Source organism: Serratia sp. CMO1 (genome assembly GCF_015689115.1).
Lineage (GTDB): Bacteria > Pseudomonadota > Gammaproteobacteria > Enterobacterales > Enterobacteriaceae > Serratia > Serratia marcescens.
On sequence record NZ_CP065032.1, the window covers coordinates 2,677,044 to 2,692,375 of the forward strand.

The following is a 15,332-nucleotide window of genomic DNA, read 5'->3' on the forward strand; positions in this document are numbered from 1 at the left end:
CACCGTCGTGCTCGATTCGTCTTCCCCACGCGACCGATATTCATGTTCCCCCCCGTAAATACTCACCGATGACGCTTTCCAGCATCGCCACCGCCGGTTGGCTGGCGGCCGTGGCAGAACGGAGCAGTTGCACTTCATGTGGTGCGACCGACGGCAATTCGTCGAGTATCCGCATCGCCGCCGAAACCCGTGCGCGGTCAAGCAGCGTGACGGCCAATCCCGCCTCGATGGCAGCCGCCACCACGCTGGCCGACGGGCTGCTCACAACCACCCGCCAGTGCCTTCCCGCCCTGGTCAATGCATCGATCATAGCCTCACGATAAGGGCAATCGGCGGCATGCAACGCCAGCGGCAGTGGCCGGTTAGCCTGCAGCGCCAGCGAACGGCCTCCGGCCCACACTGGCGCAGTCACCGCGAGCGGTGTCTGGCACTGTTTCCCCGAAGGTTGAACCACCAGCGCGAGATGCAGCCGATTACGGCCAACTTGCTCCGCCAGCGCCTGACTGGCAGCGGTAGAGACCTCCAGCTTCACCGCGGGGAAACTGTCGGTAAACCGCGGCAAAATATGGCGTATCACATGAGAAGCGTACTCATCAGGCAAGCCCAATTTGATATGGCCGCTTAGCGGCGCGCCCTGCAGTTCCCGCAGAATATCGTCATGGGCGCTCAGCAGCCCGAGCGTCGAGGCCAGCAGCTTGTTTCCCAACGGCGTCAACGCCACGGACTGATTGTCACGCTCCAGCAGGCGGCCGCCCGCCACCTGTTCCAGACGCCGGATATGCACGCTCACGGCGGCGGGGCTGCGATTGACAAATGCCGCCGCCGCGCGAAATTGCCCCAAACGCGCAATAGCGTGAAAAGTGCGTAAGAGATCGATATCCAATGTCGGCCGCATGATTTAACCTCATTAAACAACTGGGCGAAAATTATTCGATTTATTAAATTATAGCCACTCACTACCATCGGGCGGAAAGGAGGTGACCATCATGTCCCTGGCACCATTTCGCCCCTCTTCCCGCTGCGGCAAACATCGCGGCAGAGCCGCCCTCTGGCTGGCTGCGGCCGAGATCCTGCTGATCGTGGCCTGGAGCTCCGGCTTCGTCGGCATCCGCTTCGCCGCCGATTACGCGCCGGTGTTGCTGGTGGCGTTCTGGCGCTGCGTGGTGGTCGCGTTCGTGTTGCTGCCGCTTAGTCTGCGCGCCATCAGGCGCGCATCTCCGCTGACGATAGCTGTTCACGCCGGGATTGGGTTGCTCGCCATGACCGGTTACCTGACCGGCGTCAGCAAAGGCATCGAATATGGCGTGCCGGCCGGGTTGGCCGCGCTCATCGCCGATTTGCTCCCGCTCGGCACCGCGCTGCTGAGCATGCTGTTACAACGCCGCTTGCCCGATGGCCGCGTTTGGTCCGGGTTAGCCTTGGGAGTTAGCGGGGTAGCGCTGGCGACCGGCAGCGCCATCTCATGGGGAGACGCCCCATTGTGGAGCTACCTGTTGCCGCTGGCGGGGATGCTGTCGCTGGCGCTGGCAACGCTGTGGCAGGAACGGCTGCCGCGAATGCAAGCAATGAGTTTGCCAGCCGCGCTGGGGATACAAAGCGCGGTTTCCGCGCTGGCTTTCGCCGCCATGGCCGGCGCGGAAGGCCCGCTGCTGCCAACGGTAACGACGGGGTTTGTGGTCGGCGTGCTTTGGACCGCGCTACTGGCGACCCTGGCCGGCTACGGTCTGTACTGGTTTTGTCTAAGGCGCACTTCTGCGCTGCGCGTGACGAGCCTGCTGTTTCTCAGCCCCTTCGTCACCTTCTGCTGGGCAGGGTTAATGTTCAATGAATCTCTTTCCTGGCCCATGTTGCTAGGCGCGGCGGCGGCAGGAAGCGGTTTGTGGCTGCTCATCCGTCCCGCCGGGCGTGATGAGCCCAAAACAGCGCAACACGCTGAAAAATGACGGATAAGCGAATGGTGGCGCCGTTACGCGACGAGTTTCCCCCGTACCACCACCTTGCCCGGCTTGATCTCGGGGTCGGCAATACGACGGATCGCCAGATTCAACGCTTGCCAGGCGATCTCTTGCAAGTCGTGTGACACGCACGGGAAATGAAAACCGTAGATCTCAGCATGTGAAACCTCATCGATGCTGAACAACGACACGTCCTGCATCAACGGCAGCCGATGTTCGATGCAGGCTTTGATAATGCCCAGGGAGATCTGGTTATTGCAGCCAACGAAAAAGTCCGGGGCGCGGTTATTGGCCAGCCAACGGCTCGTCTCTTGCCAGGCGATATCCATAAAGAAATCGGCATACAGCACTTCAAACGACGCCACTTTCCCTTGCAGCGCCGCCTGCAGCCCTGTAACCCTGTCCCGTGCAACGTTGGAGTTCTCCGGCCCGGACACCACCACCACCCGCTGCGCTTTCTGTTCCAGAAGCCAGCGCCCCGCCTGAAGGCCGCAGTCCAGGTTATCGATATACACTCCGCTGCAGTGGCGATTGTCCAGCTCACGGTCGATCAATACCACCGGGATATTCAATGTTTCCAACCGCTTTAGATAGGAAGGCTGGTACAGATGATCGTTGGAAATAACCGAGAGAATGATCGCATCGACGTTGTAGCCAATCAGTTTGTCGATGATTCTGTCTTCGCTTTCCTGTGACTCATAGGAATCGAACACCAGAGTGTCATATCCCATTTTTTGCGCTTCAAGCGTCATCAACCGCGTCAGGCCGCCAAAGAACGGGTTGGCCATATCAGGGTTGACGATGCCGATGGTTCTGCTGCTTTTCGCCCGCAGATTGCGCGCCGCAGCATTGACCACATAACCGAGTTCGGCAGCGGTCTCCCGAATGCGGCGCAGCGTTTCCGGATGAACCTTGTCCGGCTGTGAAAATGCCCGCGACGCGGTGATTTTACTGACGTTTGCCTGTGCGGCCACGCTAGCCAGCGTCGCTTTCCGTCCTCGCCCCACCGCCAAATGCAGCTCCTTAGCTTAAGGTTATCATTTTGTACCATTAACAACATCATGACAGAACTTTCATCGTCGCGCTAATGGTTTACGCCTGCCAGGCGGTTAATCCGGGGATCGGTAAAGATATCCAGCTCGTCACGGCTCTCGGAAGAAAACTCGGACACCACCGCGCCCCGCTTCCCCGCCTGAAACCAGTGCCGGGTATTGGGCGCGATGGTGTATTGTTCGCCAGGCCGCAAGAGGATATAGCGATTGCAGGTATACCAAGGCTCCGCGCCCTCCGGCACCCGGCATACCGGTTCACCGCCGGCGTCATTAAGCGTCAGGTTTTCATCGTCGACAAACAGAAACACCTCGCCCCAACGGCAGCGAAACGTCTCTTGCTTGCCGGGCGTGCCGGCGAAAGGAGGATGCAAATGCTCTGGGCAAGTCTGCTCAGGAAACAGCACCAACTCTTTCGCACAATACCGAGGTGAGTTGACATAGGTCAGCAGTTGCAGCCCTGAGACGGGATAGTCAGCCAAGCCAAACGTCGCAATTTCAATACGTTGCTGCTCTTCTTCGGTCAGAACAATGTCCGCCTCGCGCAAGTATTCCAGCGTAGCGGCTATGGCACGTTGTTGTTTGCTCATCATTTCCCCTGCAAAGTAACGGTATCGATATCAGCATGCTGATATTAAAACCGTCATTGCATCGCCGATTTTGTGATCTTCATCCCCATATTGAATAACAACCCACCAGCAAAATTAACTCCCGTCGAGTAATTCCAACATCGATCACAGTTTAACCCCCCGCTTTAGCCCACTATCGCCGCATTGAAATGATATCGTTACCATAAAAATGATTCACCAGGAGGCAATATGAAAGCATTAGTGTTGGCCAAAGCGGGGGAAATCGCTATTGAGGACGTCCAGCTTGCCGAAACGCTGGGGCCCGATGATGTGCAGATAAAAATTCATTCCGTGGGCATCTGCGGCAGTGATGTGCACTATTACCAACATGGCCGCATTGGCCCGTTCGTGGTTAACGCCCCGATGGTGCTCGGCCATGAGGCCTCCGGCGTAGTGCTCGCGACAGGTAAAAACGTCACTCATCTCAGCATCGGCGATCGCGTTTGCATGGAGCCCGGTATTCCGGATCTCAACTCGGCCCAGACGCGCGCCGGCATTTACAACCTTGATCCGGCCGTGCGCTTCTGGGCGACGCCGCCGGTGCACGGCTGCCTGCGCGAAACCGTCATCCACCCCGCCGCCTTCACGTTCAAATTGCCGGACAACGTCAGTTTTGCTGAGGGCGCCATGGTGGAACCCTTAGCCATCGGCATGCAAGCGGCCACCAAAGCCGGGATCAAACCCGGCGATATCGCGCTGGTGATCGGCGCCGGGCCGATCGGCGTGGTCACCGCCCTCGCGGCGCTGGCGGGCGGCTGCTCGGACGTCATTATTTGCGACCTGTTTGACGAAAAACTCGCCGTGGCGGCCAGTTATGAGGGGCTGCACGCCGTCAATATCAAAACCGGCGACCTGGCGGGGAAAGTGGCCGCGCTCACCAGCGGCAATGGCGCCGATGTCGTGTTTGAATGCAGCGGCGCCAAACCGGCTATCGCTACGCTGGCCGAACATGCGGCGCCAGGAGCGACCGCCGTGCTGGTCGGCATGCCGATCGATGCCGCGCCGATGGATATCGTCGCCGCGCAGGCCAAGGAAATCACCTTCAAGACCATTTTCCGCTACGCCAACATGTACCCGCGCACGCTGCGGCTGTTGAGCAGCGGCAAATTGCGCGTCCAGCCGTTGATAAGCCAAACCTACAAGTTCTCCGACAGCGTGGCCGCCTTCGAGCGCGCGGCGGCGGGACATGCCTCGGACATCAAAATCATGCTGGAAATGGAGTGATCCTATGGCGCTCTATGCTGGCATAGACTGCGGTACGCAAGGCACGAAAGTCGTGATTGTCGACAGCACACAGGGCGTGATCCTCGGTGAGGGCAACGCCCCTCACCGTCTCATCAGCCAAGCCAATGGCCGGCGCGAACAGGAGGCCGACTGGTGGATTGAGGCGCTGGTCATCGCTTTTCGCCAAGCCGTGACTAACGCCGGCGTTGATGCACGGGAGATTCATGCTCTGGGGGTCTCTGGCCAACAACATGGGTTTGTGCCGCTGGACGCAGACGGCAACGTGCTGCACAGCGTCAAGCTGTGGTGCGATACCGAAACCGCAGAGGAAAACGAACGGCTCCTGCAGCAGCTCGGCGGGGCCAACGGCTCGCTGGAAACGCTCGGCCTGCGGATCGCCACCGGTTATACCGCGTCAAAAATCCTTTGGTTCAAGACACACCATCCGGCGCTCTGGGCAAAACTGCACACCGTGTTGTTGCCCCATGACTACTTGAATTTCTGGCTGACCGGGGAGCGCGTAGCGGAATATGGCGACGCTTCCGGCACCGGATTGTTCGATGTGCGCACCCGTCGTTGGAGCAAATCCGCGGTCGATCTCATCGACGACAGCGGCCGCCTGTGGCAGGCCCTGCCGCCGCTCAAAAGCGCGGAATGCTGCATCGGCACGGTGCGCTCCGCCGCCGCGGAAAAACTCGGCCTCGGCCCAACGGTGCGGGTATCGACCGGCGGCGGCGACAACATGATGGCGGCCATCGGTTCCGGCAACATCGAGGCCGGCACCCTCACCCTGAGCCTGGGCACCTCCGGCACGCTATTCGCCTGGTCTGCCGCCCCCGTCACGGCGGAATCGGACATGATTGCCGGCTTCTGCTCCAGCACCAATGGGTGGCTGCCATTGATTTGCACAATGAATGTCACCTCGGCCACCACTGCAGTACAAACGCTGCTGGACGAAGACCTTGCCGGCTTTAACGGTTTATTGGCGCAGGCCTCGCCCGGCGCAGGCGGTGTCGAGATGCTGCCGTTCTTCAATGGCGAACGCGTTCCGCCGTTGCCCCACGCGCGCGCCAGTCTGCATAACCTCGATAGCGACAATTTTACCCGCGCCAATCTCTGCCTGGCGGTGGTCGAAAGCGCCACCTATGGCCTGCGCTATGGCATCGAGCTGTTTCGCCGTCAGGGCATTGAAGCGCGCGAGATCCGCCTCACCGGCGGCGGCGCCCGCAGCGCCGCCTGGCGACAAATCGTCGCGGACGTGATGGGGTGCCCGGTAGTCTGTCTGAAAGCCAAAGAGACCGCCGCGCTGGGCGGCGCCATTCAGGCGATGTGGGCGACGACGTTGGCCGACGATCCGCAGCGGAACGCCGGCGCGTTGCTGGCCGAACTGTGCCGGCGTTTCGTTGCGCTGGATGAGACCACGCGCACACGGCCACATGCCGGCAGACAGGCGCAATACGAGACGCTTTATCAACGGTACCTGCAACGCTTGCAGCAGACCTATCCGGAGGTGCAACTGTGACGCGAGATCCCCAGACGCAAGCGCCCGCCTACCTGCTGGAGGTCAGCGGCGTCAGGAAAGCTTTTGGCCCGGTCGTGGCGCTCAAGAATGCGGAGTTTTGCCTGCGGCGTGGATCCATCCATGCCCTGTGCGGCGGCAACGGCGCGGGTAAATCCACCTTTCTCAGCATTCTGATGGGCTTTATTCAACCCGATGGCGGCGACATTTTTATCAATGGCCAACGCTGTGAATTTCATCATCCCCGGGAAGCCCTCAACGCCGGCATCGCCATCGTGCAGCAGGAGCTGAGTGCGATCCCGGATCTGACGGTGGCCGAAAACATTTGGCTGGGCCGTGAGCCGAGACGCCTGGGGTTCGTCGATTTCGCGACGCTCAACCAGCGCACGACCAGCCTGCTCAAGGAACTCGATTTCAAGATCGACGCCCGAGAGAAAATGCGCAACCTGAGCGTCGCCGAGCAGCAGTTGGTCGAGATCGCCAAAGCGCTGTCGCATGCCAATGCCGACATCATCATCATGGATGAACCCACCTCGGCGATTGGCGAGGAGGATGCGCAAAAAATCTTTCAGACGCTTCAGCAACTGGCGGCGAAAGGTAAAGGCATTATTTACGTCTCTCACCGTTTGTCAGAGATATTCCAAATCGCGGACAGCTACACCATTTTCCGCGACGGCGCCTATATCCATGAAGGCTATATCGCTGACATTACCCGTGAGCAGCTGATCGAACACATTATCGGCGGCGAGTACGACAGCGAGTTCGCCAAATTCAACCAGCCCGGCGAAGAGGTCTTGCTAGAGGTCAACGGCCTGTGTTGGCGCAGCAAGATAAAGGATATCAGCCTGCAACTGAAGCACGGTGAGATCCTGGGCATCTACGGCCTGGTGGGATCGGGCCGCAGCGAGTTTCTCGATCTTATCTTCGGCATTCAGCATGCCGACAGCGGCACGATCCGCTTGGGCGACAAGACGCTTAACCGCCATTCCCCGCGAGAGGCCATCGACAGCGGCATTGCCTACGTGACGGAAGATCGCAAGGAAACCGGCCTGGTGCTGTGCCGTTCCGTCAGTGAAAACATCAATATCGCCTCTTTTGCCGGCATCAGCCGAATGGGGTTCGTCAGCGAAAAACGGGAGCAAGCGCGAACCCGCGACATGATCCAGCGCTTCAACGTTAAAACCCACGATGGCGAACAACCCGTGGGCAACCTGAGCGGCGGCAACCAGCAAAAAGTGGTGCTGGGCCGCTGGGCGCTGCTGGATCCGGAGGTGTTGTTGCTCGACGAGCCGACGCGCGGCATCGACGTCGGCGCCAAGAAAGAGATCTACCGATTTATGTCGGAGTTCGCCTTGCAAAACAAGGGGATCATCATGGTTTCCTCCGAGCTTTCGGAAATTATCGGCATGAGCGATCGCATCCTAGTGTTTCGTGACGGGCAGTTGGCCGGCGAGCTTTCGGCGGCCGATGCGAGCCAGGCAGCACTGATGAAACTTGCGGTTTAACAGAGAGAGAAAAAAAATGAGCAGCGCCCACTCCTTATCACCAGGAATTTCATTTTTCACCCGCAATAAACGCCGTATGCACAAATACGGCATTATCATCGCCTTCTTCGCGCTGTGCCTGATCGTGGCGCTGATTGGCGAATATCAGGTCGCCCAGGGGGCCTGGAGCAGCAATTATTTTCTCAGCAATGAAAACACCCTGATCGTCCTGCGCCAGGTCTCGATCAACGGTATTCTGGCGATCGGCATGACCTTCGTCATCATTACGGCCGGCGTCGATCTCTCCGTCGGCTCGGTGCTGGCGTTAAGCGGGATCGTCGCCGCCCGTTTCGCCACCAACAACAGCGGATTGGCTATCGGCGACACCGCGACCGCCGTCATGGCGCCGCTGATCGTGGCGCTGGGCATCGGCATCGTCTGCGGCCTGGTGAACGGCACCGTGTTGGCTCGTTACCGGTTGCAACCGTTTATCGTCACCATGGGCATGCTCTCCGCGGCGCGCGGGTTAACCATGTTGACCACCAACGGCAATCCGGTATCGCAATTGAACAGCGATTTCCGCTGGTTAGGCAATGGCTATGTCGGCGGCGTTCCGGTGCCCGTCATCATCTTCATCGTGCTGTTCGCCCTCGCCTGGCTGGTGCTGAATAAAACCCTCTTCGGGCGTTACATCTACGCCGTCGGCGGCAACCCGAAAAGCGCGCGCACCTCGGGGATTAACGTCACCCGCATCAAAATACTGGTGTATACGCTGTGCGGCGCGCTGGCCGGCATCGCCGGCCTGATCCTTACGGCACGCACCGGTTCGGCGCAGACCAACGCCGGCGCAGGGTATGAGCTGGACGCCATCGCGGCGGTGGTGATCGGCGGCACCAGCATGGCCGGCGGCGTCGGTACGCTGGTCGGCACTTTCTTCGGCGTGCTGATTATCGGGGTGATGAATAACGGCCTCGATCTGCTCGGCGTGCAATCGTATTACCAACAAATTATCAAAGGCGCATTGATCGTTCTTGCCGTCTTGCTCGACCCATCGCGTAAGCAACAGCGCGATTAATAACATCAGACCCAACTCTACCAGGAGAAAACCATGAATAAGACCAAGATAGCGTTGTTTGCCTCTGCCATGATGCTCGGTAGCCTGTCGGCGGCTCAGGCCGCCCCGGTAAAAATCGCGGTATTGATGTACGGCAACAAAGCCGAGTTCGTGCAATTGATGGAAAGGTTCGGCAAGGAACACCCGGCGGTGAAAAGCGGCGAAGCCGTACTGACTTTCTACGATGGGCGTTATGATGCATCGGTGCAAAACGATCAGGCCGCCACCGCTATCCAGACGCGCGCCGATGCCATTATCGTCAACCCGATGGATTTTGAGGCCAATATCGATATCGTCACCAATGCCAACGAAGCCAAAATCCCGGTGGTGGTCACCAACGCGCGCCTGAACACGGACGCGATGACGTCTGAAGTGGTGTCTAATGACGAGTTGGGGGGATACCTGGAAGCCAAAGCCGTCCTGGACAAACTCGACTGCAAGAGCCGGAAGGTGAACGTGGTGATTATCGAAGGCCCGAAAGGCGGCAGCGGCGAGATCCAGCGCGGCAAAGGCAATGATAAAGCGATTGCCGAGTGCGGCGCCGGCCAGGTCACGGTACTTGAGCGCAAAACGGCCAACTGGTCACGCGCGGAAGCGCAGCCGCTGATGGAAAACTGGCTGCAGAAACACCGGGGTAAAATCAACGGCGTGATTGGCCAGAACGACGAGATGGCGCTGGGCGCTATCGAAGCGATCAAAGGCGCCGGCCTGAATGTGAAGGACTTCGCGATTGCCGGCGTTGACGGCGTCTCTGACGCGATTCATGCGGTGCAGGCCGGTGAAATGGTCTCTATTCTGCAAGATGCCAAAGGCCAGATGCAGGGTTCCATCGACGTCGCGCTGCGCGCCGTGAAAGGTGAAAGCTATCAACCGCAGTCGGACATCTGGAAGCAGTACGCCAAGGATCTGAAATGGGAGGGCGGCACGCAGAAGCATTACTACATTCCGTGGACCGTCGTTACCGCAGAGAACGCCCAAGCGCTGTTGGACGCCCGTAAATAATTCTCCCGCCCCCTGCCTTCAGGGGGCCCCGCAGGGGCGCTTGCCTGCGAACAAAAAAAAGCCAGCACGGAGTGGCTGGCTAAAAAGTTCTTCGAGGGAATATCTTGTGCGATAAACATACGCCTTTCACTGCGGGCTTTACTAGCTATCAGTGCGATAGGCACCCTCAGTTAAAATCAACGCCTGCATATCGGTGAACATCGTTTCCCATTCCGCTTGGTCGATATCCATCAAACCAAAGTAACGCAGCATAAAGGCGCCTTCGGTGGCGAGAAACGCCAGGCGCGCGCGCTTGCCTTCTTCCGTCGTCAAATCCAAACCGGCGATGCGGCTGCGATACCATTCGCGCGTGCTCGCCAGATGCTCCGGCGTTTGAATCAGCGTCGCCATCAGCCCGGCGGCCTTGGCGCTGGCGGTCTGATCCGAGCTTTGCGTCGCCAGCATATGCGCGCGCACGCCGGTCTGCGGCGAAGGATCGTCACCGGCGATAGCGGCGAACAGCGTCTCGTAGGCACTGCCCCAGCGATCGAACATGGCGTCAATCAGGGCGTCTTTGCTGCCGAAACAGTACTGCACCCCGCCCTTGGAGATCCCCATCGCTTTGGCGACGGCGTCGATGGTCAGGCCGGCGGCGCCCTGGGTGGCGACGATCTCTTCGGCGGTGTCCAAAACCTTGTCGCGATCGATGCTGCGTTGACGTCCCATTAAGAAACCCTTCTTTTCAATACGAACGTATGGATATATATTATCGCCAGTATACCACCCGGCATCGCCGGAGGGTTACCACAATGGCGGCGCCTTCGCGCCGCCCACGTTAACTGGATTATGACTTATGTACGCCAAGAACCGCTGGTTAATCCTGACAATGGTCGCCAGCGCCCTGTTCCTGATCGTCATCGATATGACGGTGTTATATACCGCCCTGCCGCGTTTAACCCAGGCGCTGGATGCCAGCGCCTCGCAAAAGCTCTGGATCGTCAACGCCTACCCATTGGTGGTGGCCGGTCTGTTGCCTGGCGCCGGCATGCTGAGCGATCGCATCGGCCATAAACGGCTGTTTCTCGCCGGGCTGCCGGTGTTTGCCGTCGCGTCGCTGTGCGCCGCTTTCTCGCCTACCGCCGAGTGGCTGATCGCCGCGCGGGTATTCCTCGCCGTTGGCGCGGCAATGATGATGCCCGCCACGCTGTCCATCGTACGCCACGTCTTTACCGACGAACGCGAACGCGCGCTGGCGATCGGCATCTGGGCGTCGGTGGCCTCCGGCGGCGCGGCCATCGGCCCGGTGGTCGGCGGCCTGCTGTTGGAGTATTTCTGGTGGGGCTCGGTGTTCCTGATCAATGTGCCGGTGGTGTTGCTGGTCTGGCCGCTGGCATGGAAACTGATCCCGCGCTGCGGCGGCGATAACCCGCGCCCCGCCGATATCATCGGCTCGGTGCAGATCATGATAGGCCTGGTCGGCGCTATCTATGCGCTGAAGGAATTGAGCAAGCCGGCGCCTGACGTCAGCGCCTTGCTCGCAGCGGCCCTGATCGGCACCCTGTTCCTGGCGCTGTTCGTGCGTCGTCAGCAGCGCAGCGCCCACCCGATGATCGATTTCTCCCTGTTCCGCAACCGGCTGTTCGCCGGCGGCATCGGCGTGGCATTGCTGTCGATGGTGGCGCTGATCGGCGTCGAGCTGGTGCTCAGCCAACGCTTGCAACTGGTGCTCGGCCTCAGTCCGCTGCAGGCGGCGCTGTTCATCTTGCCGATCCCGCTGGCCTCGGCGCTGGCGGGGCCAATGGCCGGTTTGCTGCTGCCGCGCTACGGTGAGCGCAGCATCATTCTCGACGGTTTCGCCCTGACCGCCTTCGGCATCGCCGGCCTCGCCCTGTTCTATCAGAGCGGCATAGCGCCGCAGCTGGCGAGCCTGGCGTTGGTGGGCTTCGGCCTCGGCGGCGTGATCACCGCCGCTTCCACCGCCATCATGCTGAACGCGCCGGAGGAGAAATCCGGCATGGCGGCATCTATCGAAGACGTCTCCTACGAGCTGGGCGGCGTGCTGGGCGTGACGTTGCTCGGCGGGCTGATGACGGCGGTCTACAGTCACAGTCTGGCGCTGCCGGCGGCGCTGCCGGTCAGCGATTTAGCCTACGACAGCATCGACGAAGCGTTGCGCCTGGCGGCCGGAATGGCGGCCGATCGCGCGCAGCAGTTGACGCAGCTGGCGCGTCTGGCCTTTGATCGCGCCTTTATTTCGGTACTGATCGCCGCCGCGCTGTTAATGGCGCTGGGCGCAGGTGTGGTAAAACTGGCGCTGCGCAAGTAACCGAGAAAAGCGACTTTTTTCGCCTGCGGAACCTGCGTAAACTGATTCGGCAATTTGCTCGACGGATTTATCGTCATCGGTTTGAGCGATGGCAATAATGCCTGTTATCGTATTTAACCCTGCGATAAATCCGGTTACTGTAACAGCTATGGAAATTGATTCTGTCTACTATCGGAACAAATAATCAGGAGAAGATTATTATGGCAACGGCAAAGAAAGCAGCGAAAACCCATATCGGCCTTGACAGTAAACAATCGGCAAAACTCGCCGAAGCGTTGAATGCGCTGTTGGCAAACTATCAGGTGCTGTATATGAACGTGCGCGGCTATCATTGGAACATTACCGGCCCGCAGTTCTTTGAACTGCACGCGAAATTCGAAGAGACATATAACGATCTGCTGACCAAGGTGGATGAGCTGGCGGAACGTATTCTGACGTTGGGCTCGCAGCCGCGTCACGCTTTCAGCGATTATCTGAAAACCGCCGACATCAAGGAACACACCAACGTGACCGATGATAAGGGTACGCTGCGCGGCCTGTTGGAAGGGTATTCAATCTTGCTGCAACAGCAGCGTGAGCTGCTGACGGTGGCGGCAGACGCTGGCGACGAAGGCACCGCGTCGTTGATGAGCGATTACATCAAAGAGCAGGAAAAACAGGTCTGGATGCTCAACGCCTATTTGGGCAAATAACTCAGACGCCATAACAAAACAGTCCCTCACGGGACTGTTTTCGTTTTACCACTCGCAGGATACCGCAAACAGCAGCGCGCGCCGATGCTGATCGTCCAGGCGCCGCCGCACCCGGATAATATGGCGATTGCTGCACGACTGGCGTTCCAGCCAGCGATGCCGCCGACGTTGGCTCTGCCGCAACATGCGCCAGCGGCCCACTTCATTTCTACTGCGTCTCATAATTCCGTCACTCGTTCGTCTAATGCCAACCGCGGGCATTATAGCCCTTTCCGCCCGCGATCCAAGCCGCCGTTATCGGCGGCACAGCGAACGCCACGCGGGCAAAAGCCGCCCTTTCAATTTCGGCAAGTGCCTTAACTTCATCATATTTATGTAACATAAGCGCCGATAAAAGGTTTCGCCTTGCCCGATCTGTGCGTACACTCATCATTGGTGGTTTGCGAACGGGATTTTTCGCCTTTATGACAACATTTTATACCGTAATCAGTTGGCTCATGGTGTTCGGCTACTGGCTGCTGATCGCCGGCGTGACGATGCGCATTTTGATGAAACGCCGTGCGGTTCCCTCTGCCATGGCCTGGCTGCTGGTTATCTATATTCTGCCGCTGTTCGGCATCGTCGCCTATTTATCGTTCGGCGAACTGCACCTGGGCAAGCGCCGGGCCGAGCGCGCCAAGGCCATGTGGCCGTCGACCGCGCGCTGGCTGAAGGAATTGAAAGAGAGCCGCCGCATCTTCGCCACCGAATACAGCGAAGTCGCCGAACCGTTGTTCCAGCTGTGCAACCGCCGCCAGGGCATCGACGGCGTCAAGGGCAACCAGCTGCAGTTGCTCACCACTACCGACGACACGTTGAAAGCGCTGATCCGCGACATCGAGCTGGCGCGCCACAACATCGAAATGGTGTTCTATATCTGGCAGCCCGGCGGCCTGGTCGATCAGGTGGCCGAATCGCTGATGGCCGCCGCGCGGCGCGGCGTACACTGCCGCCTGATGCTGGACTCCGCCGGCAGCCTGCCATTTTTCCGCAGCCCCTACCCGGCGATGATGCGCAACGCCGGCATCGAAGTGGTCGAAGCACTGAAGGTCAACCTGCTGCGCGTATTCCTGCGCCGCATGGATCTGCGCCAGCACCGCAAGGTGGTGCTGATCGACAACTACATCGCCTATACCGGCAGCATGAACATGGTCGATCCGCGCTACTTCAAACAGGATGCGGGCGTCGGCCAATGGATCGATCTGATGGCGCGCATGGAAGGCCCGGTGGCCACTACGATGGGCATCGTCTATGCCTGCGACTGGGAGATTGAAACCGGCAAGCGCATTCTGCCGCCGCCGCCGGACGTCAACATCATGCCGTTCGAGCAGGAAAGCGGCCACACCATTCAAGTGATCGCCTCCGGCCCCGGTTTCCCCGAAGAAATGATCCACCAGGCGCTGTTGACAGCGGTCTATTCCGCGCGCGAGCAGCTGATCATGACCACGCCGTACTTCGTGCCGAGCGACGATCTGCTGCACGCCATCTGCACCGCCGCTCTGCGCGGCGTCGAGGTCAGCATCATCGTGCCGCGCGACAACGATTCGATGATGGTGCGCTGGGCCAGCCGGGCGTTCTTCTCCGAGCTGCTGGAAGCCGGCGTGAAAATCTATCAGTTCGAAGGCGGCCTGCTGCACACCAAAAGCGTGCTGGTCGACGGCCAGCTCAGCCTGGTCGGCACCGTCAATCTGGATATGCGCAGCCTGTGGCTGAACTTCGAGATCACCCTGGTGATCGATGACGACGGCTTCGGCAGCGATCTGGCCTGCGTGCAGGAAGATTACATCGCCCGCTCCAAGCTGCTGAACGCCAAAGAGTGGCTGAAGCGGCCATTCTGGCATCGCCTGGTCGAGCGCCTGTTCTACTTTTTCAGCCCGTTGCTGTAAAAGCCGCGGCGAGCGTGCTTTAATAACGCCAAATCATTTGTTATCAGGATTTTTTTATGGATTTGAATAACCGCCTTACCGAAGACGAAACGCTGGAACAGGCCTACGACATTTTCCTCGAATTGGCCGGCGACAATCTGGATCCGGCGGATATTCTGCTGTTCAATCTGCAGTTTGAAGAGCGCGGCGGCGCAGAACTGTACGACCCCTCCGAAGACTGGAGCGAGCACGTGGATTACGACCTGAACCCGGACTTCTTCGCCGAAGTGGTGATCGGTCTGGCGGACAGCGACGGCGAGCCGATCAACGACGTGTTCGCCCGCGTGCTGATCTGCCGCGAGAAAGACCACAAGCTGTGCCACATTCTGTGGAAAGAGTGATTCGCCGCCAGCGCATCGGATAAAAAAAGCCCCGCTTATTCAGCGGGGCTTTTT

The 15,332-nt window shown here is 59.4% G+C and carries 15 protein-coding genes; 10 read left to right on the forward strand and 5 right to left on the reverse strand.

Annotated elements, in window-relative coordinates:
- Window positions 1-40: 40 nt before the first annotated feature.
- Entirely contained in the window at window positions 41-895 is an 855-nt protein-coding gene (locus IT763_RS12735) for a LysR substrate-binding domain-containing protein (protein WP_197766376.1), read from the reverse strand.
- Window positions 896-986: 91 nt separating this feature from the next.
- On the opposite strand from IT763_RS12735, the gene IT763_RS12740 reads away from it, so the two are divergent.
- Window positions 987-1,943, forward strand: a complete 957-nt coding sequence (locus tag IT763_RS12740; protein WP_193842835.1) for a DMT family transporter — start codon at window positions 987-989, stop codon at window positions 1,941-1,943.
- A 23-nt stretch (window positions 1,944-1,966) separates the two neighbouring features.
- Here IT763_RS12740 and IT763_RS12745 read toward each other — a convergent pair whose 3' ends face one another.
- Window positions 1,967-2,968, reverse strand: coding sequence for a LacI family DNA-binding transcriptional regulator (locus IT763_RS12745; protein ID WP_049299419.1), 1,002 nt, complete (start codon window positions 2,966-2,968; stop codon window positions 1,967-1,969).
- 71 nt (window positions 2,969-3,039) lie between these two features.
- Window positions 3,040-3,594 (reverse strand): D-lyxose/D-mannose family sugar isomerase, encoded by a 555-nt coding sequence (locus tag IT763_RS12750; RefSeq protein ID WP_028127467.1) that lies wholly within the window; start codon window positions 3,592-3,594, stop codon window positions 3,040-3,042.
- A gap of 228 nt (window positions 3,595-3,822) precedes the next feature.
- Between IT763_RS12750 and IT763_RS12755 the strand changes: the two genes are divergently transcribed.
- From IT763_RS12755 to IT763_RS12775, 5 genes are all read left to right on the forward strand, one after another.
- Entirely contained in the window at window positions 3,823-4,857 is a 1,035-nt protein-coding gene (locus tag IT763_RS12755; protein ID WP_004932112.1) for an NAD(P)-dependent alcohol dehydrogenase, read from the forward strand.
- Window positions 4,858-4,861: 4 nt separating this feature from the next.
- The gene (gene xylB, locus IT763_RS12760; protein WP_016927503.1) at window positions 4,862-6,379 is read left to right on the forward strand and encodes a xylulokinase; all 1,518 of its coding nucleotides are present in this window, start codon (window positions 4,862-4,864) and stop codon (window positions 6,377-6,379) included.
- Window positions 6,376-7,881, forward strand: coding sequence for a sugar ABC transporter ATP-binding protein (locus IT763_RS12765; RefSeq protein ID WP_016927502.1), 1,506 nt, complete (start codon window positions 6,376-6,378; stop codon window positions 7,879-7,881). Before xylB ends, IT763_RS12765 begins: the two co-directional genes overlap by 4 nt.
- A 76-nt stretch (window positions 7,882-7,957) precedes the next feature.
- Window positions 7,958-8,935 carry an ABC transporter permease gene (locus IT763_RS12770; RefSeq protein WP_016927501.1) on the forward strand — a complete coding sequence of 326 codons (978 nt, stop codon included), beginning with the start codon at window positions 7,958-7,960 and terminating at the stop codon, window positions 8,933-8,935.
- Window positions 8,936-8,968: 33 nt separating this feature from the next.
- On the forward strand, window positions 8,969-9,976 hold the full coding sequence (locus IT763_RS12775; RefSeq protein ID WP_016927500.1) for a substrate-binding domain-containing protein: 1,008 nt from the start codon (window positions 8,969-8,971) through the stop codon (window positions 9,974-9,976).
- A gap of 141 nt (window positions 9,977-10,117) precedes the next feature.
- Here the strand turns inward: IT763_RS12775 and IT763_RS12780 are convergent, their stop codons facing one another.
- On the reverse strand, window positions 10,118-10,681 hold the full coding sequence (locus IT763_RS12780; protein ID WP_025303067.1) for a TetR/AcrR family transcriptional regulator: 564 nt from the start codon (window positions 10,679-10,681) through the stop codon (window positions 10,118-10,120).
- Window positions 10,682-10,808: 127 nt separating this feature from the next.
- On the opposite strand from IT763_RS12780, the gene smfY reads away from it, so the two are divergent.
- Together smfY and IT763_RS12790 are read left to right on the forward strand one after the other, a co-directional pair.
- The gene (gene smfY, locus IT763_RS12785) at window positions 10,809-12,281 is read left to right on the forward strand and encodes a multidrug efflux MFS transporter SmfY (RefSeq protein WP_206194761.1); all 1,473 of its coding nucleotides are present in this window, start codon (window positions 10,809-10,811) and stop codon (window positions 12,279-12,281) included.
- Between the two features lie 200 nt (window positions 12,282-12,481).
- Window positions 12,482-12,973 (forward strand): Dps family protein, encoded by a 492-nt coding sequence (locus IT763_RS12790; protein ID WP_004932132.1) that lies wholly within the window; start codon window positions 12,482-12,484, stop codon window positions 12,971-12,973.
- A 45-nt stretch (window positions 12,974-13,018) separates the two neighbouring features.
- On the opposite strand, the gene IT763_RS12795 is transcribed toward IT763_RS12790, so the two are convergent.
- The gene (locus tag IT763_RS12795; protein ID WP_025159792.1) at window positions 13,019-13,195 is read right to left on the reverse strand and encodes a YciY family protein; all 177 of its coding nucleotides are present in this window, start codon (window positions 13,193-13,195) and stop codon (window positions 13,019-13,021) included.
- A 242-nt stretch (window positions 13,196-13,437) separates the two neighbouring features.
- Between IT763_RS12795 and cls the strand changes: the two genes are divergently transcribed.
- Both cls and IT763_RS12805 read left to right on the forward strand, forming a co-directional pair.
- A complete protein-coding gene (cls, locus tag IT763_RS12800; protein ID WP_004932137.1) occupies window positions 13,438-14,898 on the forward strand; it encodes a cardiolipin synthase in 1,461 nt (486 codons plus the stop codon).
- Window positions 14,899-14,954: 56 nt separating this feature from the next.
- Window positions 14,955-15,278 (forward strand): HI1450 family dsDNA-mimic protein, encoded by a 324-nt coding sequence (locus IT763_RS12805; RefSeq protein ID WP_004932139.1) that lies wholly within the window; start codon window positions 14,955-14,957, stop codon window positions 15,276-15,278.
- Window positions 15,279-15,332: the final 54 nt, after the last annotated feature.

Bases quoted from the DNA above. Each gene is read 5' to 3' on its own strand.
- IT763_RS12735 (WP_197766376.1), bottom strand. From the start codon at position 895: ATGCGGCCGACATTGGATATCGATCTCTTACGCACTTTTCACGCTATT.
- IT763_RS12740 (WP_193842835.1), top strand. From the start codon at position 987: ATGTCCCTGGCACCATTTCGCCCCTCTTCCCGCTGCGGCAAACATCGC.
- IT763_RS12750 (WP_028127467.1), bottom strand. From the start codon at position 3,594: ATGAGCAAACAACAACGTGCCATAGCCGCTACGCTGGAATACTTGCGC.
- IT763_RS12755 (WP_004932112.1), top strand. From the start codon at position 3,823: ATGAAAGCATTAGTGTTGGCCAAAGCGGGGGAAATCGCTATTGAGGAC.
- xylB (WP_016927503.1), top strand. From the start codon at position 4,862: ATGGCGCTCTATGCTGGCATAGACTGCGGTACGCAAGGCACGAAAGTC.
- IT763_RS12770 (WP_016927501.1), top strand. From the start codon at position 7,958: ATGCACAAATACGGCATTATCATCGCCTTCTTCGCGCTGTGCCTGATC.
- IT763_RS12775 (WP_016927500.1), top strand. From the start codon at position 8,969: ATGAATAAGACCAAGATAGCGTTGTTTGCCTCTGCCATGATGCTCGGT.
- IT763_RS12780 (WP_025303067.1), bottom strand. From the start codon at position 10,681: ATGGGACGTCAACGCAGCATCGATCGCGACAAGGTTTTGGACACCGCC.
- smfY (WP_206194761.1), top strand. From the start codon at position 10,809: ATGTACGCCAAGAACCGCTGGTTAATCCTGACAATGGTCGCCAGCGCC.
- IT763_RS12790 (WP_004932132.1), top strand. From the start codon at position 12,482: ATGGCAACGGCAAAGAAAGCAGCGAAAACCCATATCGGCCTTGACAGT.
- IT763_RS12795 (WP_025159792.1), bottom strand. From the start codon at position 13,195: ATGAGACGCAGTAGAAATGAAGTGGGCCGCTGGCGCATGTTGCGGCAG.
- cls (WP_004932137.1), top strand. From the start codon at position 13,438: ATGACAACATTTTATACCGTAATCAGTTGGCTCATGGTGTTCGGCTAC.
- IT763_RS12805 (WP_004932139.1), top strand. From the start codon at position 14,955: ATGGATTTGAATAACCGCCTTACCGAAGACGAAACGCTGGAACAGGCC.